Here is a 17,984-nt window from a genome sequence, read left to right as displayed (position 1 = left end):
CCGGCTCGGTGTCAGCGCACGGGCGTGAAGTCCCGCGCCCCGATGAAGGCCGGCCTGCGCACCGGCGCCGCGAACGGCTCCACCGCCGCGTTCTCCACGCTGTTGAACACGATGAAGACGTTGCTGCGCGGATACGGCGTGATGTTGTCGCCGGAGCCGTGCATGCAGTTGCAGTCGAACCAGGTGGCCGAGCCCGCCTTACCGGTGAACAGCTTGATGCCGTGCGCGTCGGCCAGCGCGGTCAGCGCCTCGTCGGACGGGGTGCCCGCGTCCTGCATCTGGAGCGACTTCTTGTAGTTGTCCTCGGGCGTGGCGCCCGCGCAGCCGAGGAACGTCCGGTGCGACCCCGGCATGATCATGAGGCCGCCGTTGGTGTCGAGGTTCTCGGTCAGCGCGATCGAGACGGACACCGTCCGCATGTTCGGCAGCCCGTCCTCGGCGTGCCAGGTCTCGAAGTCCGAGTGCCAGTAGAAGCCGCTGGCGCCGAACCCCGGCTTGACGTTGATCCGCGACTGGTGGACGTACACGTCCGAGCCGAGGATCTGCCGCGCCCGGCCGACCACCCGCTCGTCGCGCACCAGCCGGGCGAACACCTCGCTGATCCGGTGCACCTCGAAGACGGAGCGGATCTCCTGGGACTTCGGCTCCACGATGGAGCGCTCGTCGGCCCGGACCGCCGGATCGGCCACCAGCCGGTCCAGCTCGCGCCGGTAGACGGCGACCTCGTCGGGGCCGATCAGCTCCTCGACGGCGAGGAAGCCGTCGCGCTCGAACGACTGGAGGCCGGCGGACGTGATCGGGCCGGGCGTGTCCGGGGCGCCCCAGACGACCGGGTCCTGGCGCGGGACGGACACCTCGGTGGCGCCGCGGGTCGGGTAGAGGTCCTGCACGGTGGCGGTGGTCATGGGTTCCTCACACCTCCTCGGGCTCGGTGAGCAGGGGGTAGACGCCGTTCTCGTCGTGGTCCTCCCGCCCGGTGACCGGCGGGTTGAACACGCAGATGCAGCGGAAGTCCTCCTTGACCTTGAGCGTGTGCCGCTCGTGGCCGTTCAGGAGGTACATGGTGCCGGGCGTGATCGTGTACGTCTTCCCGGTCTCGCGGTCGGTCAGTTCGGCCTCGCCCTCGACGCAGACCACGGCCTCGATGTGGTTGGCGTACCACATCGACGTCTCCGTGCCCGCGTACAGGATCGTCTCGTGGACGGAGAAGCCGACCTTCTCCTTGGCCAGGACGATGCGCTTGCTCTCCCAGGTGCCGGACGCCGCCTTCACGTGCCGGTCGGTGCCTTCGATCTCCTTGAACGATCGGACGATCACGGTGGTACGTGCCTCCTTGCAGAGTGTTCGCGATGGGTCGGGGGACGACCCGGGTCAGGCGGTCTCGCGGACCGCGCGGGCGAGGGTGCTCATGCCCTCGTCCAGTTCCTCGGGGGTGGTGGTCAGGGCCGGCAGCAGCTTGACGACCTCGCTCTCGGGACCCGAGGTCTCGATGAGCAGGCCGAGGGCGAAGGCGCGCCGCGCCACCCGCTCGGCGCGGCCCTTGTCGTGGAACTCCAGGCCCCACACCAGGCCGCGGCCCCGGTACTCCTTGATGTCGGCGGCGTTCTCCTCGGCGATCGAGACGAGCCACTGCTCGACGCGCTCACCGCGGGCGCGGGTCTGCTTCTCCATCGCCGCCCCGTCCGCCCAGTACGCCTCAAGGGCGGCGGTCGCGGTGACGAAGGCCGGGTTGTTGCCGCGGAAGGTGCCGTTGTGCTCGCCCGGCTCCCACACGTCCAGCTCGGGCCGGAACAGGCACAGCGACATCGGCAGGCCGTAGCCGCTGATGGACTTGGACACCGTGACGATGTCGGGGACGATCCCGGACTCCTCGAAGGAGAAGAAGGCGCCGGTGCGCCCGCAGCCCATCTGGATGTCGTCGACGATCAGCAGCATGTCCTGGCGTTCGCACAGCTCCTTGAGCGCGCGCAGCCACTCGGGCCGGGCGACGTTGATGCCGCCCTCGCCCTGCACGGTCTCCACGATCACGGCGGCCGGCTTGTTCAGACCGGAGCCCTGGTCCTCCAGGAGCCGCTCGAACCACAGGAAGTCGGGGACCGTGCCGTCGAAGTAGTTGTCGAACGGCATCGGCGTGCCGTGCACCAGCGGGACGCCGGCCCCGGCCCGCTTGAAGGCGTTGCCGGTCACGGCGAGCGAGCCGAGCGACATGCCGTGGAAGGCGTTGGTGAACGACACGATGGCCTCGCGTCCCTTCACCTTGCGCGCCAGCTTCAGCGCGGACTCCACGGCGTTGGTGCCGGTCGGGCCCGGGAACATCACCTTGTACGGCAGGTCGCGGGGGCGCAGCACCAGGTTCTGGAAGGTCTCCAGGAAGCGGCGCTTGGCGGCGGTGGACATGTCCAGTCCGTGGGTGACGCCGTCGCGTTCGAGGTAGTCGATCAACGCCCGTTTCAGCACGGGGTTGTTGTGGCCGTAGTTGAGGGAGCCGGCACCGGCGAAGAAGTCGAGGTACTCGTGGCCGTCCTCGTCGTACATCCGGCTGCCGCGCGCGTGGTCGAAGACGGTGGGCCAGCCGCGGCAGTAGCTGCGCACCTCGGACTCCAGGGTCTCGAAGACGCTCAGGTCGGGCTGGGTGATGGTCACGACGAATCGCTCCTCGGGGGGTGGGGAGTGGAAGACCGGTCGGGTCGGCGGTTCGGGCGGGGCCTGCGGGCGCGGTGGTCCGGTGCGCCGCGCGGGTCCCCGGTGGGTCCGTGGGCCGGGGGTCAGTGGTTCAGCGGGCCTATCCGGTGCAGGACCTCGGGGTCGTGCGGTCCGTCCGGGAACTCGGCGGTGCGGAACAGCACCTCGCGCTCGATACGGGCGCCGTGCCGGGCGGCGAAGGAGGCGAAGAGCCGCTCGGAGGCGGTGTTGCCCGGAGCGATCGTGGTCTCCAGGGCGGTGAGCCCGCTCTCGGCGGCGACGCGCGCGGCGAGCGCGTCCAGCAGCCGGGCGGCGAGTCCGCGTCCGCGGTGGCCGGCGTCGACGGCGACCTGCCACACGAGGAGGGTGCCGGGGCGGTCGGGCCGCACGTACCCGGTGATGAAACCGACCGGCTCGCCGTCGGCGCCACGCGCCACGGCGGAGGTGGCGGCGAAGTCGCGGCACCACAGCAGGTAGCTGTACGAGGAGTTCACGTCCAGCGTCCCGGAGTCCTTGGCGAGCCTCCAGAGCGCGGCGCCGTCGGCGACGACGGGGCGCTCGATGGATACGGGATCTGTCTTTTCCGTGGAGTCGGTTCGCAGGTCTGCTTGTGCGGCAGTCATGCGAATTGAACTTACCGAGCTGAATTGGAAAATGCATCGCCCGGCACTCTTACGTGGCAACGCCACGTGTGTTATCGCGCGAGCGCGCGTCCGCGCGTCCGGCCGCAACTTGCGGGGGTTTGCCCGTTAATTACGGGGCAAAAGGGGCGCGTCTGTGGAGTGCATCACAATGGCGTAACTCCCGGGGCCGCCTTGCCGGGGCCCCGGAATTACGTCTTCGAACGTTCGTGAAAACGTGGTGTTTAGGGATGAGGAAACGGGGCAGAAGAGAACGGGAAGCTGCCCCGAATTCAATTCCTGGAATTACTGTGCTTTCACGGCTCTCACCGATACCGAAGCTGTCGAGACCGAAGCTGTCGATCCCACAGGTGCCGCGGCTAGCCCCAGGCCCCTGCGGCGGCCCGGCGGGCGGCCTCCGGGTCGAGACCGTCCGCGGTGCCGCGTTCGGCGGCCAGGGCGGCGGCGAGGGCCGTCAGACAGGCGTCGACGGTCCCGGGGGTGGCGTCCGGGCCGTAGTGGTTGACCCGGATCATCTCCTTGGCCAGCGGACCGCCGCCCGCCGCCAGCGGGAGCGCCGGGTCCGCCGCCAGGGCGCGGGCCACCAGGGCGGACGCCGCGACATCGGCGGGCGCGCGCAGGGTCGTGGCGACCGGGGCCGCCTCGGACGCCTTGCGGACGTACGGTTCGAGGCCGCCGCCCAGCGCGCTCGCCCCGGCCCGGGTCGCCGCGGCGGCGGACCGGTGGCGGGCCGTCACCGCGTCCAGGCCGGTCTCCTCGATGCGTTCGACGCACGCCTCCAGGGCCAGCATCTCCAGCTGCGCGGGGGCGTGCAGCAGCGTGCGGCGCCCGCCGTCGATCCAGCGCTCCTTCCAGTCCAGCAGGGACAGGTAGGAGCGGCGGGGCGCGTGCGGATTGGCCGCCATCCGGGCCCAGGCGCGCTCGCTGACCGACACCGCCGACACCCCGGCGGGACCGCCCATCGCCTTCTGCGCCCCGATCACGCACAGGTCCACGCCCCACGCGTCCGGCAGCACCGGCTCCGCGCCGATGGAGGCCACCGCGTCCAGGTAGAACAGGGCGCCCTGCTCCCGTACCGCCTCGCCGATCTCCGCGACCGGATTGGTGTTGCCGGTCGCCGCCTCCGCGTGCACCAGCGACACGAAGTCGATCTCCGGGTGCTCGGCGAAGGCCGCGCGGACCTGCGCGGCGGTCACCGCCGTGTGGTACGGCACCGACAGGTCGTGCACCGTCGCGCCGCAGTCCCGCAGCCAGTCGCCGAACGTCTGGCCGTAGGGACCGGTGATCACGTTCAGCGCCACCGTGCCGGGCCCCGCCGCCGCGCGGATCGCGCCCTCCAGCGGCAGCAGCGCCTCGCCCTGGGTGATCACGACGTCCTGCTCGGTGGCGAGCAGCCGTGCCACCCGGTCCTCGATGGAGGCGAAGCGGGCGGCGCTCAGCGGGGCGAGGTCCAGGAAGGGATGGGTCACGGCGGTGCTCTCTTCTCGGTCACGAGGTACGACGGAGTCGAGAGTATCCGGCGGCCCGGCCCGGGACGCCCGCCGCCCGCCCCCTGCCGGGCCGGGTGGGTCCGGGGCGGCCCCGGCCCACCGGGGAGTGGGTCACTAGGGTGCGGGGCATGAGCGATGGCGCGGTGCTGCATGTGAAGGGGCGGGTCCTCGTCGGCCCCGGCGACGACCAGGTCCGTGACGAACTGTGGGTGGTGGGCGGCCGGATCACCTACACCCGCCCGCCCGGCGCCGGGGAGGCGCGCACCGTCGAGGGCTGGGCGCTGCCCGGCCTGGTCGACGCGCACTGCCACGTCGGCCTTGACGCGCACGGCGCGGTCCCCGACGAGGTGGCCGAGAAGCAGGCGCTCACCGACCGGGAGGCCGGGGCGCTGCTGCTGCGGGACGCCGGTTCGCCCGCCGACACCCGCTGGACCGACGACCGCGAGGACCTGCCGAAGATCATCCGCGCGGGCCGGCACATCGCCCGCACCCGCCGCTACATCCGCAACTACGCCCACGAGATCGAGCCCGAGGACCTGGTCGCGTACGTCGACCGGGAGGCCCGGCGCGGCGACGGCTGGGTCAAGCTGGTCGGCGACTGGATCGACCGCGACCTCGGCGACCTGTCCGCCTGCTGGCCCCGCGAGGCGGCCGGGGCGGCGATCGCGCGGGCGCACGAGCTGGGCGCCCGGGTGACCGCGCACTGCTTCGCCGAGGACTCCCTGCGCGACCTGGTCGAGTCCGGCATCGACTGCGTCGAGCACGCCACGGGCCTCACCGAGGACCTGATCCCGCTGTTCGCCGAGCGCGGGGTCGCCATCGTGCCCACCCTCGTCAACATCGCCACCTTCCCCTCGCTCGCGGCGGGCGGCGAGGGCAGGTTCCCGCGCTGGTCGGCCCATATGCGCCGGCTCCACGAGCGCCGCTACGACACCGTCCGCGCCGCCCGCGACGCCGGGATCCCGGTGTACGTCGGCACCGACGCGGGCGGCTCGCTGCCGCACGGCCTGGTCGCGGCCGAGGTCGCGGAGCTGGTCAAGGCGGGCATCCCGCCGGTCGAGGCCCTGTCGGCGACGGCCTGGGGCGCCCGGTCCTGGCTCGGCAGGCCCGGCCTGGAGGAGGGCGCTCCGGCCGACCTCGTCGTGTACGAGACGGATCCGCGGGCGGACGTACGGGTGCTGGCGGCGCCGCGGCGGGTGGTGCTGAACGGGCGGGTCGTCGGCTAGGGCGGGTTCCGGCCGGGAGCGCCGGCCGGGAGCGCCGGCCGGGAGCGCCGGCCGGGAGCACCGGCCGGGCGGCGGGCGGCGGTTGTCGCGCGGTTGACGGGCGGGTGACTGCCGCCCCGGCCGGTCGTTGTGCACGCCTTCACGCGCGCCGGGTGCGCGCAGTCGGTACGCGTGTCCGGTGTGTGCGGGGGACATGAGGGTGACGCGAGCGAACATTCGTACCGGACAAATCGAAAACAGGGCCGGAAACCCCACGAAGGAGTGAAGTCACGCGGGATCGCCGCCCGTTCACTCTCGGTGCGTAATTCTGTCCGGGTCCCAAGCATCACTCTCTGGGGGTCCCACTCCGTGAACGGCAACAACTTCCGCATGCCCGCACGCCGCTGCGCCGTCGCAGCCGCGGCCACCGTCCTCGCCGCAGGCCCGGCGGCGCTGGCCGGCGCGGGCTCCGCCCACGCGAGCGACGGCCACGGCCGCGCGAGCGCGTCCGTGCTGCGCACCGGCCTGGACGTGTCCCTGCTCAACAAGACGGTGAACGTCCCGCTCACCGTCTCCCTCAACGAGGTCCAGGCACCGGCGAGCGCCCGGCAGACCGCGCTGAGCGCCCGCCTCGACGGCGTCGACGGCGGCAGGCCGTTCACCGTGCTCAGCGCGGACGTGGCGACGGCGGACGCGAAGGTCTCGGCGAGCGGGGCCGAGGGCAGCGTGCGCCTCGCCCACGCCCGCGTCCACCTGCCCGGACTGCCCCTGCTGTCGGTCATCGAGGTCGACCAGGTCACCTCCAGGGCGACCTGCGCGACCGGCCGGACCCCGGCCGCCACCAGCGAGGTGCTGGGCGCGGTGACGGTGCTCGGCAAGAAGGTGACGCTGTCCGCGGGCGGCACCACCCGGGTGCGGGTCCCGGCGGTCGGCGAGGTCCGCCTCGACCTCTCGCAGCACGAGACCACCTCCCGCACGGCCGCGGCGACGGCCCTGCGGCTCAAGGTCTCCGTCAACCCGCTCAAGCTCAACGTCGCCGAGGTCGAGGGCACCGTCACCCTCGCCCACGCGAGCTGCGAGTCGCCCGCGGCCCCGGAGAAGTCCCCCGAGCCCGCCGCCACCCCCGCCTCCGAGGTGAAGCCCCAGGGCGCCCCCGCCACCGAGCCCGCCGAACCCGCGAAGGCCGACCTCGCCGAGACCGGCGGCAGCTCCCTGACGCCCTACCTCGCGGGGGGCTCGGCGGTGCTCCTGGCGGCGGGCGGCGCAGTCCTGGCGCTGCTGCGCAGGCGCAGGAGCTGACGCGAGGAGTGACGGGGCGGGTGCGGGGGCGCCGCGAGGACCGGGCCCCGCACCCGCCCGGACGCGTCTTCGGCCAGGTCAGGAGCCGGGAACCGGGTGATAGCATCCGGTCCTCGTGCTGGGGAGCGCGATGGGGGATCCCGGGGACGGGCGGGGAGAAGGCCGAGACGCCGGCCGGACCGGCTCGGTTCTCCTCTCGGACGACGCTCGTTCTTCTGTTTCTCCGGCTCGGTTGTTGTTCGGGTCCGGTCTGCTCCTCCGTTCACGCTCTGTCGCCCCGGTACGTTCCGGTGGCCCCCGGCTGTGCCGGGCGGGCGGGCCGTCCCCTTTGGACGAAGCGGGAAGGAAACGAGATGGGCTCCACACCGGCGGCCGGACGCGACCGGTTGCCCTCGCTGACCGGGCTGCGGTTCTGGGCGGCCCTGCTGGTCGTGCTCTACCACCTGTCACGCCAGGTGGGGGCCGTCCCCTGGGTCAGCGAAGCGGTCTGGTACGGCCGGAGCGGTGTGACGTTCTTCTTCGTGCTGTCGGGCGCGGTCCTCGCCTGGAGCTACGACGGGGTGCGGGTGCCCGCCCGGATCTTCCTGTGGCGGCGGTTCGCCCGGATCTGGCCGATGCTCGCCGTCAGTGTCGCCGCGTCGGTCGCCGTGTACGTCGCCATGGGGCGGGCGGTGTCGCTCAAGGCGGTCGGAGCGAACCTGCTGCTGATCCACTCCTGGTTCCCGCAGCCCGTCATCTTCAAGGGCGGCAACCCGGCGGCCTGGTCGCTCAGTGACGAGGCGTGGTTCTATCTCACCTTCCCGCTGCTGCTGGCGCTGCTCGCCGGCCGTCGTACCCGGGTGTGGGGCTGGACGGCGGCCGCCGTCACCTGCGCCGCGTTCGTGCTGTGGCCGGCCCTGTCCGGTCTGACGCCCGCGACGCGCAACTGGGCGCTCGACTACCTGCCGCTGACCCGCCTCCTCCAGTTCGTCCTCGGCGTGGTGGCCGGTCTCGCCCTCAAACGGGGCCATCGGCCCCCGCTGCCCCTGCCGGTGGCCGCCGCCCTGGTCGTCGGCTGGCACCTGGTGCTGATCCCCTGGCACCACGCGGTCCCCGACGGCCTGTGGTACAGCCCCTACGTCGCCTCGCAGTGGCTCTCCGCGCCGATCTTCGCCGCCCTGATCCGGGCCGCCGCCCGCGCCGACCTGAACGGCACGCGCACCGGCCTCGGCGGCCCCTGGATGATCCGGCTCGGACACTGGTCGTTCGCCTGGTACCTCATCCACGAGATCGTTCTGCGCAGCGCGGTGTACCACTGGGGCAAGCCCGCTCCCGGCGCCGCCACCCTCGTGTTCTGGGCGGGGGTGCTGGCCGTCAGCCTGGCCCTGGCCGGGCTCTGCTACCAGTGGGTGGAACGGCCCGCCGAGCGGTGGCTGCGGTCCCGCTTCCCCTTCGCGGCCGCCCCCGCCCGGACACCGGCCCACGCCCGCCCGGCCCATGCCGTCCCGGCGCCCGGTGCCGTCCTGGCGCCCGGGGACAGGGAGCCGGGAGTGCCGTCGGCACACTGAGCCGCCGGTACCGGGCGGCCCCCCTTCCTCCGGGCCGCCGCCCGGGAGCCGTTCCGGCCCCGTTCACCCGCGGTCACCGGGCCACCCGTCGGTCACCGGCCACCAGCCACCGGCCACCGAACCCGCGAACCGGCCGTTCACCGTCTGCGGGCCGGCCGTTCACCGTCCCCGGGCCGGTCCGAGCGCGGCGTCCAGCGCCGTCAGGAACCCGTCCGTCGTCCCCCGGTCCCGCACCGCGACCCGTATCCAGTCGGGTCCGAGCCCCGGGAAGGTGTCCCCGCGGCGGACCGCGTACCCGAGGGCGCGCAGCCGTCGGCGTACGCCTGCCGCGTCCGGTGTCCGCACCAGGACGAACGGGCCCTCGGCGGGCCCGGCCACATGGAGGCCGCGGTCAGCGAAGGCGGTCAGGCCCGCCACCAGGTGGCCGCGGTCCGCGGCGATGCGGTGCGCCGCGTGCGCCGCCTCGGCCAGGGCGCGCGGCTCTACGCACGCCGTCGCCGCCGCCAGCGCCGGGCCGGACACCGGCCACAGTGGCTGGGCCCGCTCCAGCGCGGCGACGGTCTCCGGCGCGGACAGCACGTAGCCGATGCGCAGTCCGGCCAGCCCCCAGGTCTTGGTGAGGCTGCGCAGCACCACGAGGCCGGGCACGTCGGTCCGCCCGGCCAGCGCCTCCCGCTCGCCGGGCACCGCGTCCATGAACGCCTCGTCGACCACCACCGTGCGGCCCGGCCGGGCGAGCCGGGTGAGCGTCCGGGCCGGATGCAGCACCGACGTCGGGTTGGTCGGGTTGCCGACCACCACCAGGTCCGCGTCCCCGGGCACGTCCGCAGGGTCGAGCCGGAAGCCGTCCCGTTCCCGCAGCAGCACCCGGTCCACGGAGTGCCCCGCGTCCCGCAGCGCCGCCTCCGGCTCGGTGAACTGTGGGTGCACGACGACCGGCCTGCGCACCTTCAGCGCCCGCGCCAGCAGCACGAACGCCTCCGCCGCGCCCGCCGTGAGCAGCACCCGGTCCACCGGCAGCCCGTGCCGGGCGGCCACCGCGGCCCGCGCGGCCCGCCCGTCCGGGTAGGCCGCGAGCGAGTCCAGCGAGGCGGCGATCCGCTCCCGCAGCCACGGCGGCGGGGTCCCGGTCCGCACGTTCACGGCGAGGTCGGTCAGCGCCGCGCCGTCGTCGCGCACCTCCGCGTCCCCGTGGTGCCGCAGATCGTGCCCGCCGGTCTCGCCGGCCCCGGCCGCCCCGTCGGCCCCGGCACCCCCGGCCGCCACCGCGTGCTCCTCGGCGCGCATGTCAGTGCGCATGCTCGTGCGAGTGCCCGCCATGGTGGTGGCCGTGCCCGTGGCCGTGATGGTGGCCGTCGTCGTCCGGGTGGAAGTGCGGCTGCTGCGGCAGCCCCACCTTGTCCTCGAAGCCGGGCAGGGCGATGCGGTAGACGCAGGAGTCGCAGTTCATGCGCACCATGCCCCCGGCCGCCTCCTCGTAGCGCTCCATCACCAGGTCGAGCAGTTCGGGCTCCGGTCCGATGACGTCCGCCGCACGCACCTCGACGTCCGGGTGGGCCGCCGCCCAGTCCTCGGTCTGCCGCCGGACCCGGTCCGGCAGGATGCCGGTGAACAGGAAGTACGGCAGGACGACGATCCGCCGGGCACCCAGCCGGACGCACCGGTCCAGACCGCTCGGCACGTCCGGCGCGGCCAGCGACACGAACGCGGTCTCCACGCCCGCGTACCCGCGCCCCTCCCACAGCAGCCGGGACGCCTTGAACACCTCGGCGTTGGCGTCCGGGTCGGTCGAACCGCGCCCGACCAGCAGCACGGTCACCTCGGAGCGGTCGTCGCCCGTGCCCCGGAGAGCCTCGTCCAGCCGCCGCTCCAGCACCCGCAGCAGCGCCGGGTGCGGGCCCAGCGGACGGCCGTAGGTGTACGAGATCCCCGGGTGCCGCTCCTTCTCGCGGGCCAGGGCCGCCGGGATGTCCCCCTTGGCGTGCCCGGCGGACACCAGCATCAGCGGCACGGCGGCGAACCGGCGCGCACCGCGCTCCACCAGTTCGGTGACCGCGTCGCCCAGCGGCGGCGGGGACAGCTCGATGAAGCCGCCCGCCACGGGCAGTTCGGGATGGCGGCGGCCCAGCTCCCGCACGAAGTCGCGGAAGGCCGCGGCACCGGCGTCGTCCCGGGTGCCGTGTCCGGCGATGAGCAGGGCGGGCGGCGTCGGGGTGGTCACAGGATCTCCTCGGGTGAAAGGGGGTGGTGCGATGGGTGGTACGGGGTGCGGCAGGGGAGGCGGGTGGTGGCCGCCGGGGCACCGGCGCTCACGCGTGCTCCCCCTGCCAGCGGTAGCCGCGCGGGGTCACCATGCGGCCCGCGATCCGCCGGGTCGCCGTGTTGCCCACGGTCACGACGGTCATCATGTCCACGGTCGCCGGGTCGAGCGCGGCCAGCGTGGTCAGCCGGCTCGACTCGTCGGGCCGTGAGGCGTTGCGCACGACACCGACCGGTGTCTTCGGGTCCCGGTGCCCGGCCAGGATCGCCAGCGCCTCGGGCAGCTGCCAGTCCCGGCCCCGCGAACGGGGGTTGTAGAAGGTCACGACGAGATCGGACTCGGCGGCGGCCCGCACCCGCCGCTCGATGACCTCCCACGGGGTGTGCAGGTCGGACAGGCTGATCGAGACATGGTCGTGCCCGAGCGGCGCGCCCAGGATCGCCCCGGCCGCGAGCGCCGCCGTGACCCCCGGCACCCCGGCCACCTCGATGTCGTCGGACGCCTCGGCGAGCGCGGGCGAGGCCATGGCGTACACCCCGGCGTCGCCGCTGCCGATCAGCGCGACGGCGTGCCCGGCGCGGGCCTCGGCGACGGCGGTCCTGGCCCGCTCCTCCTCGGCGCCGAGCCCCGACTCCAGGATCCGGGTGCCCGGCCGCAGCAGGTCGCGGATCTGGTCGACGTACTGGTCGAGCCCCACCAGCACGGAGGCGCGGCGCAGTTCGCCGCGGGCGCGCGGGGTCAGCAGGTCCCGGGCGCCGGGGCCGAGCCCGACCACCGCGAGCCGCCCGCGCACCGGCCGCCGTACGACCGCGCACGTCGCCATCGCGGGCCGTCCGTCCGCCCGCGCCGACTTCCGCTTGGGGACGAGGAGTTCACCGCCGCCGAGCAGGGCGGCGGCCTCGGCGACCGAGGGGGTGCCGACTGCGGCGAGCGGCGCGTCGGACGGGTGGGGCACGTCGACCCCGGCCAGCTCGGCGGCGGAGTACGTCACCAGGGGCACCCCCAGCGCCTCGGCCGCGGCGACGATGCCGGGTTCGCCGGCCTTGGCGTCCACCGTCGCCAGGTGGGCGACACTGCGCGGGGACAGCCCGGCCTCGCGCAGCGCGTCCTCGACCAGGTGCAGCACCTCTTCGGCGGGCGCCCCGGCGGAGGCGCCCACGCCGACGGCCAGGGACGGCGGCCTGAGGACCACCTCGCGGCCGCCCGCCGCGACCGCCCGGTCCGTCACCCGTACGGCGTAGTCGGCCGCCGTTCCGGGGGGCGCGAGGGGCAGCGCGGGCAGCGGCCAGGGCACCTCGGCGTCGAGCCGTACCGGCACCCCGTCCAGCAGCGCCCGCGACACCCCGGCCACGTCGCCCTCGACGGGCAGGCCGAGGGTGTCCAGACCGGCCAGTCCCGCGGCGTCCGTCGCGGTCGTCACCACCGGCGCGGCGCCCAGCACCCCGGCGACCTCTCCGGCCAGCTGGTTGGCGCCGCCGCCGTGCCCGCCGACCAGCGACACGGCGAACCGGCCGCCCTCGTCGACGCAGACCACGCCCGGGTCGGACGCCTTGTCCGCCAGCAGCGGCGCGATCAGCCGGACCACCGCGCCCGTGGCCAGGAAGCACACCAGCTGCTCGCACTCGGCGAACGCGGCCCGTACGGCGTCGCCCGCGGGCCCGTCGTAGACCCGGGTGCGCTCCGGCCACGCGGCCGCCAGCCGGTCCCGCGCCACCGCGCCCGCCGCGGTGGCGGAAATGAGGCCGATCACTGGACAACTCCTTCTTCGGATTCTTCTTCGGATCCGTTTTCGGGCAGGGCCGCCGGGGACCCTTCGCCGGGGGCCGCCGGGGGCCGTACGCCCCACAGCAGGAAAACGGGATGGGTTGCCGCGAGCCGGGTCACGTCCCCCGGCAGCGGCGCGAGCCGGGACGCCTGGAGCAGTACGCCGTCGCAGGTCAGCCCGGCGTCGAGGAGCGCCTGCCGGGCGGTGGGCACCCGGTCGAGGGCGGCAAGCGCGACCACGACCGTACGGCGGGCCCGGCGCGCGCACACCCCGACGACGGCCGGCAGGTCGCGCCCGCCGCCGCCGACGAACACGGCGTCCGGATCGGCGTCGAGCCCGGCCAGCGCGCCGGGCGCCGTCCCGTGGACCACGGCCACGTCCACGCCGTGCGCGGCCGCGTTGGCCCGCACCCGCTCCACGCCGTCCGCGGTCTTCTCCACCGCGACGACCGCCGCGCCCAGCCGGGCGCACTCCACGGCCACCGAACCCGAACCGGCGCCGACGTCCCACACCAGGTCGCCGGTGCACGGCCCGAGCCGGGCCAGGGCCAGCGCCCGCACCTCCGCCTTGGTGATCATCGAGTCGCGGTGCGCGAAGGCGTCCTCCGGCAGCGCCCAGCCCGGGGCGGGCGGCGGCGGCCCGGCGAGCGTCCGCACGGCGCCCAGCGCCCGCGCCTCGTCCAGGCAGAGCACCACGTTGACCGCCGTGCCCCAGTCCCGGGCGGCGGCCTCGGCGGGCGTGACCCGCTCCACGCGCTCGCGGTCGCCGCCCAGCGCCGAGGCCACCACCAGCACCCGGTCACCGGCCGGATGCCGCGCCAGCGCGGCGCCCAGTTCGGCGGGGCCCGCGCCCGGACCGGTCAGCACGGCCACCTTCGGCCGGGCCCTGCACACGTTGACCGCGGTCCGCAGCTCCCGTCCGTGCGCGCTGACCACCACGGCGTCCTCCCACGGCAGCCCCACCCGCGCGAACGCGGCGGCCACCGAGGACACCCCCGGCCGCACGTCCAGCGCCCTGGGCCCGAACCGCTTCGCCAGCGCCCGTACGATCCCGAAGAACCCCGGATCGCCCGAGGCCAGCACGACCGCGCGCCGTCCCGCCCCGGCGCACTCGGCGATCGCGTCCAGCGCGGGCGCCAGCGGCCCCAGCACCACCCGCCGGGTGCCCTCGGGCAGCGCGGCGGCGTCCAGGTGCCGCCGCCCGCCCACGACGAGCGCGGCCCCGGCGAGGACGTCGGCGCCCACGCCCCCGGAGACGCCCGTCCCCGTGCCGACGACCGTGATCACGTGCTCGCACCCCGCGCGCGCAGGGCCTTGCGGGCCTCCGGGTCGGCCTTGCGGAAGCCGTGGAAGTGCCCCGGGTGGTACAGGTGGGAGCGGGTGCCGTGCGCGCCGAGCGCCGGGCCGACCAGGAAGAGGGTGTGCTTCCAGAGCCGGTGCTCCTTGACGGTCTCCTCCAGGGTGCCGATCGTGCACTTGACGACCAGCTCCTCCGGCCAGGTCGCCTGGTGGGCCACCACGACCGGCGTCGACGTCGGATAGCCGCCCTCCAGCAGCTCCCGCACCAGCTGACCGCTGCGGGCCGCCGACAGGAAGACGGCCATGGTGGTGCCGTGCCGGGCGAACTCGCGCACCTCCTCGCCGGGCGGCATCGGCGTCTTGCCGCCGCCGAGCCGGGTCAGGACGACCGACTGCGCCACCTCCGGGATGGTCAGCTCGCGCCCGGCGAGCGCCGCCACGGCGGAGAAGGACGACACCCCGGGCACGATCTCCGTCTCGATGCCGAGGTCCGCGCACCGGTCCAGCTGCTCCTGCGTACCGCCCCACAGCGCCGGGTCGCCGGAGTGGATCCGCGCCACCCTCAGGCCCTCGGCGCGGGCCCGCTCGTACACGGCGACGACGTCCTCCAGGGACATGGTGGCCGAGTCCAGGATCTCCGCGTCCGCGCGGGCGTGCTCCAGCACCTCGGCCTGGACCAGGCTGGCCGCCCAGATCACCACGTCGGCCTCGGCGATCGCCCGTGCGGCGCGGAAGGTCAGCAGGTCGGCGGCGCCGGGACCGGCACCGACGAAGGTCACCTTGCCGGTGGGGGCATCGGCCATGGGGTCGGGTCCTCTCGTACGGAATGTCATGGTGTGTGGTGGTCGGGAAGTGGCCGGATGTGCGCGATCGGGGGTTGATCGGATAGCAAGGGCACATGGCGGTCTTCGTCGCGCTCGGCGCGTTCCTGATGACGCTGGCCGGCGGCTGGACGGCACAGCGGGTCACCGACCGCCGCCATCTGGTCCTCGGACTGGCCGGCGGCCTGATGCTCGGTGTGGTCGGACTCGATCTGCTGCCCGAAGCGCTCGACGCGGTGGGCCGGGAGGTGTTCGGCGTCCCCGCGGCCCTGCTGCTGTTCGTGGCCGGATTCCTGCTGGCCCATCTCGTCGAGCGGCTGCTGGCCGCCCGGCAGGCCGCGCACGGCGGCGAGGAGGGCCACCGGCACCGCTCGGCCGAGGTGGGCCTGACCGCCGCCGCCGCGCTGGTCGGGCACAGCGCCATGGACGGCGTGGCGATAGGCGCCGCCTTCCAGATCGGCGGCGGCATGGGCATCGCCGTCGCCCTCGCCGTGATCGCCCACGACTTCGCGGACGGCTTCAACACCTTCACCCTGACCAGCCTGTACGGCAACGCCCGCCGCAAGGCGATCGCGATGCTCGTCGCGGACGCGCTGGCCCCCGTGGTCGGCGCCGCCTCGACCACGTTCGTCACCATCCCCGAGTGGTTCCTCGGCGGCTATCTCGGCCTCTTCGCCGGCGTGCTCCTCTACCTCTCCGCCGCCGAGATCCTGCCCGAGGCCCACCACGAGCACCCGGCCCGCTCCACCCTGCTGTGCACGGTGGCGGGCGTCGCGTTCGTCTGGCTCGTGGTGGGCCTGGCGGCCTGAGCGGTCCCGGGCACGCTCCCGGACGGCGGCACTCACAGCTTGCCGCCCCGCCCGCCCGCGCGCCGCGCCGGTGCGATCAGCGTCGACAGATACGGCAGCGGAGCACCGTCCAGCTCGGCGGCCGGCCGCACCGACTCCTCCGGCAGCCCCAGCGCCGAACCCCATACGGCGTCGTCGAGCCGCCCGCTGTCCCGCAGCGCCTCGGCGACCTCGGCCGCCTGCCGCCCGAACTTGTACGCCACGACCGTCCCCGGCCCGTTCAGCGCGTCCTTGAGCACCGCCGCGCCGGCGGTCACCGGCACCAGCGTCAGCGGCTCCGTGCCCTCGGTCAGCACCGCGCCCGAGCGGGCCGCCAGGTCCTGCATCGCGGTGATCCCCGGCACCGTCTCCACCACCGTGCCCGGCACCAGAGCGGCCACGGTCTGCGCCAGATACGTGAACGTCGAATATACGTTCGGGTCGCCTATGGTCGCGAAGGCCACGCTCCCGTGCTCCCGCAGCAGCACGGCGACCCGCTCCCCGGCCGCGTCCCACGCCGCCTCGCGCCGCGCCCGGTCGGTCCGCTCGTTCAGCGCGAACACCACCCGCACGACCTTGTCCGACGGCACGTAGTGCAGCACGGTCGCCTCCGCGCGCCCGCGCTCCCCGGTGTCCATGACCGGCACCACCACGACGTCGGCCGCGCGCAGCGCGTTCACGCCCTTGACGGTCACCAGCTCCGGATCACCCGGCCCGACACCCACTCCGACCAGCCTGCTGCTCATGACGTCCGGCACCTTTCCACGAACCGACGGGCCACACCGGGCTCGGACGCCCAGTGCGTGTGCAGATAACTCGCGTGCACGCCCCGGCGCACGAAACCCTCGACCCGGCGCACCGGGGCCCGCAGGCCCCAGGCGGCCGCCTCACCGGCACCGGGCTCCACGGCGGTGCGGTGGAACTCGTGCCCCCGCATCCGCGTACCGGCCGGCGCCAGCGTGCTGTCGGAGACGGCCACCGCGTCCCGGTAACCGAGGGTCAGCCGGTCCGTCATCCGCGCGGTGGCGTCCAGCACCCCGCACATCGGTTTCCCGTCCAGCTCCCGGCACAGATACAGCAGCCCGGCGCACTCGGCGGCCACCGGGGCCCCGGACAGCGCCAGCGCGGCGACCGCCTCGCGCAGCGGCTCGTTGGCCGACAGCTCGGCGGCGTAGACCTCCGGGAACCCGCCGCCGACGACCAGCCCGGCGGTGCCCTCCGGCAGCTTCTCGTCCGTCAGCGGATCCAGGGCGACGACCTCCGCGCCGGCCGCGGCCAGCAGCTCGGCGTGCTCGGCGTAGGAGAAGGTGAACGCCGCCCCGCCGGCCACGGCGACCACGGGCGCGCGCCCGCCGCCGGGGCCGGGCGCCGGGCCCCCGGGAGCCCAGGGGGCGCGGTCGCCGGGCAGCGGCCCCGCCGACCGGGCCAGCGCCTCCAGCGCGGCCAGGTCGCAGCCCCGCTCGACCTGCGCGCCCATCGCGGCGACCGCCTCCACCGCCGCGCCCTGCCGCTCGGCGACCGGCACCAGACCCAGATGCCGGGACGGCGTGTCCACCTGCGGCGCCCGCCGCAGCACCCCCAGCACCGGCACCCCCACCGACTCCAGCGCCTGGCGCAGCAGCTCCTCGTGCCGGTCGGAGCCGACCTTGTTGAGGATCACGCCCCCGATCCGCACCAGCGGGTCCCACGTCACGAACCCGTGCACCAGCGCCGCCACCGACCGCGACTGCGAGGACGCGTCGACCACCAGCACGACCGGCGCCCGCAGCAGCTTCGCCACCTGCGCGGTGGACGCCAGCTCGCCCTGCCCGGCCGCCCCGTCGTACAGCCCCATCACGCCCTCGACGACGGCGATGTCGCATCCGCGCGCCCCGTGCAGGAACAGCGGCGCGATCAGCTCGGGGCCGCACAGGAAGGCGTCGAGATTGCGCCCGGTCCGCCCGGTGGCGAGCGCGTGGTACCCGGGGTCGATGTAGTCCGGCCCCACCTTGTGCGGGGACACGGCGAGACCGCGCCCGGCCAGCGCGGCCATCAGACCGGTGGCCACGGTGGTCTTGCCGCTGCCGGAGGCCGGCGCGGCGACGACCAGCCGCGGCACGGACGCGGAGAACGACGCGGGGGACGAGGCGGGGGAGGGGGAGGTCAGCAC

General features: G+C 74.8%; 16 protein-coding genes. 4 read left to right on the top strand and 12 right to left on the bottom strand.

Going from position 1 to position 17,984, the window contains the following annotated elements:
- Nucleotides 1-11 precede the first annotated feature (11 nt).
- From thpD to A8713_RS06890, 5 genes are all read right to left on the bottom strand, one after another.
- Entirely contained in the window at nt 12-905 is an 894-nt protein-coding gene (gene thpD / locus A8713_RS06910; protein ID WP_064532218.1) for an ectoine hydroxylase, read from the bottom strand.
- 7 nt (nt 906-912) lie between these two features.
- Complete coding sequence (locus tag A8713_RS06905) at nt 913-1,317, bottom strand: ectoine synthase (protein WP_064532216.1); 405 nt, start codon at nt 1,315-1,317, stop codon at nt 913-915.
- A 54-nt stretch (nt 1,318-1,371) separates the two neighbouring features.
- Complete coding sequence (gene ectB, locus A8713_RS06900; protein ID WP_064532214.1) at nt 1,372-2,643, bottom strand: diaminobutyrate--2-oxoglutarate transaminase; 1,272 nt, start codon at nt 2,641-2,643, stop codon at nt 1,372-1,374.
- Between the two features lie 122 nt (nt 2,644-2,765).
- Nucleotides 2,766-3,305, bottom strand: a complete 540-nt coding sequence (gene ectA / locus A8713_RS06895) for a diaminobutyrate acetyltransferase (RefSeq protein WP_064532212.1) — start codon at nt 3,303-3,305, stop codon at nt 2,766-2,768.
- A 377-nt stretch (nt 3,306-3,682) separates the two neighbouring features.
- Nucleotides 3,683-4,792: a pyridoxal-phosphate-dependent aminotransferase family protein gene (locus tag A8713_RS06890; protein WP_064532210.1), complete on the bottom strand. Its 1,110-nt coding sequence runs from the start codon at nt 4,790-4,792 to the stop codon at nt 3,683-3,685.
- A gap of 149 nt (nt 4,793-4,941) precedes the next feature.
- Here A8713_RS06890 and A8713_RS06885 point away from each other — a divergent pair, with 149 nt between their 5' ends.
- The 3 genes from A8713_RS06885 to A8713_RS06875 all read left to right on the top strand — a co-directional run bounded on the left by A8713_RS06885 (nt 4,942) and on the right by A8713_RS06875 (nt 8,864).
- Complete coding sequence (locus A8713_RS06885; protein ID WP_064532208.1) at nt 4,942-6,039, top strand: amidohydrolase family protein; 1,098 nt, start codon at nt 4,942-4,944, stop codon at nt 6,037-6,039.
- A gap of 348 nt (nt 6,040-6,387) precedes the next feature.
- Nucleotides 6,388-7,317, top strand: a complete 930-nt coding sequence (locus A8713_RS06880) for an SCO1860 family LAETG-anchored protein (RefSeq protein WP_064532206.1) — start codon at nt 6,388-6,390, stop codon at nt 7,315-7,317.
- A 353-nt stretch (nt 7,318-7,670) separates the two neighbouring features.
- Nucleotides 7,671-8,864 (top strand): acyltransferase family protein, encoded by a 1,194-nt coding sequence (locus A8713_RS06875; RefSeq protein ID WP_079158862.1) that lies wholly within the window; start codon nt 7,671-7,673, stop codon nt 8,862-8,864.
- A 159-nt stretch (nt 8,865-9,023) separates the two neighbouring features.
- Here the strand turns inward: A8713_RS06875 and cobC are convergent, their stop codons facing one another.
- The 5 genes from cobC to cobM all read right to left on the bottom strand — a co-directional run bounded on the left by cobC (nt 9,024) and on the right by cobM (nt 14,990).
- Nucleotides 9,024-10,163 (bottom strand): Rv2231c family pyridoxal phosphate-dependent protein CobC, encoded by a 1,140-nt coding sequence (cobC, locus tag A8713_RS06870; protein ID WP_237305311.1) that lies wholly within the window; start codon nt 10,161-10,163, stop codon nt 9,024-9,026.
- The gene (locus tag A8713_RS06865) at nt 10,153-11,085 is read right to left on the bottom strand and encodes a sirohydrochlorin chelatase (RefSeq protein WP_064532205.1); all 933 of its coding nucleotides are present in this window, start codon (nt 11,083-11,085) and stop codon (nt 10,153-10,155) included. Before A8713_RS06865 ends, cobC begins: the two co-directional genes overlap by 11 nt.
- A gap of 88 nt (nt 11,086-11,173) precedes the next feature.
- Nucleotides 11,174-12,874 carry a precorrin-3B C(17)-methyltransferase gene (gene cobJ / locus A8713_RS06860; protein WP_064532203.1) on the bottom strand — a complete coding sequence of 567 codons (1,701 nt, stop codon included), beginning with the start codon at nt 12,872-12,874 and terminating at the stop codon, nt 11,174-11,176.
- Nucleotides 12,871-14,175, bottom strand: coding sequence for a bifunctional cobalt-precorrin-7 (C(5))-methyltransferase/cobalt-precorrin-6B (C(15))-methyltransferase (locus tag A8713_RS06855; protein ID WP_064532201.1), 1,305 nt, complete (start codon nt 14,173-14,175; stop codon nt 12,871-12,873). The genes cobJ and A8713_RS06855 overlap by 4 nt, the downstream gene beginning before the upstream one ends.
- Nucleotides 14,172-14,990, bottom strand: a complete 819-nt coding sequence (gene cobM / locus A8713_RS06850; protein WP_064532198.1) for a precorrin-4 C(11)-methyltransferase — start codon at nt 14,988-14,990, stop codon at nt 14,172-14,174. The genes A8713_RS06855 and cobM overlap by 4 nt, the downstream gene beginning before the upstream one ends.
- A gap of 95 nt (nt 14,991-15,085) precedes the next feature.
- Here cobM and A8713_RS06845 point away from each other — a divergent pair, with 95 nt between their 5' ends.
- Complete coding sequence (locus A8713_RS06845; RefSeq protein ID WP_064532196.1) at nt 15,086-15,817, top strand: ZIP family metal transporter; 732 nt, start codon at nt 15,086-15,088, stop codon at nt 15,815-15,817.
- A gap of 32 nt (nt 15,818-15,849) precedes the next feature.
- Here the strand turns inward: A8713_RS06845 and cobI are convergent, their stop codons facing one another.
- Both cobI and A8713_RS06835 read right to left on the bottom strand, forming a co-directional pair.
- On the bottom strand, nt 15,850-16,581 hold the full coding sequence (cobI, locus tag A8713_RS06840; protein ID WP_064537288.1) for a precorrin-2 C(20)-methyltransferase: 732 nt from the start codon (nt 16,579-16,581) through the stop codon (nt 15,850-15,852).
- Nucleotides 16,578-17,984: a cobyrinate a,c-diamide synthase gene (locus tag A8713_RS06835; RefSeq protein ID WP_064532194.1), complete on the bottom strand. Its 1,407-nt coding sequence runs from the start codon at nt 17,982-17,984 to the stop codon at nt 16,578-16,580. The genes cobI and A8713_RS06835 overlap by 4 nt, the downstream gene beginning before the upstream one ends.

The organism is Streptomyces sp. SAT1, assembly GCF_001654495.1.
In the GTDB taxonomy this organism is placed as follows: Bacteria; Actinomycetota; Actinomycetes; order Streptomycetales; family Streptomycetaceae; genus Streptomyces; species Streptomyces andamanensis.
Note: the sequence above shows the minus strand (reverse complement) of the source record. Positions and strands in the feature narration are given on the sequence as shown.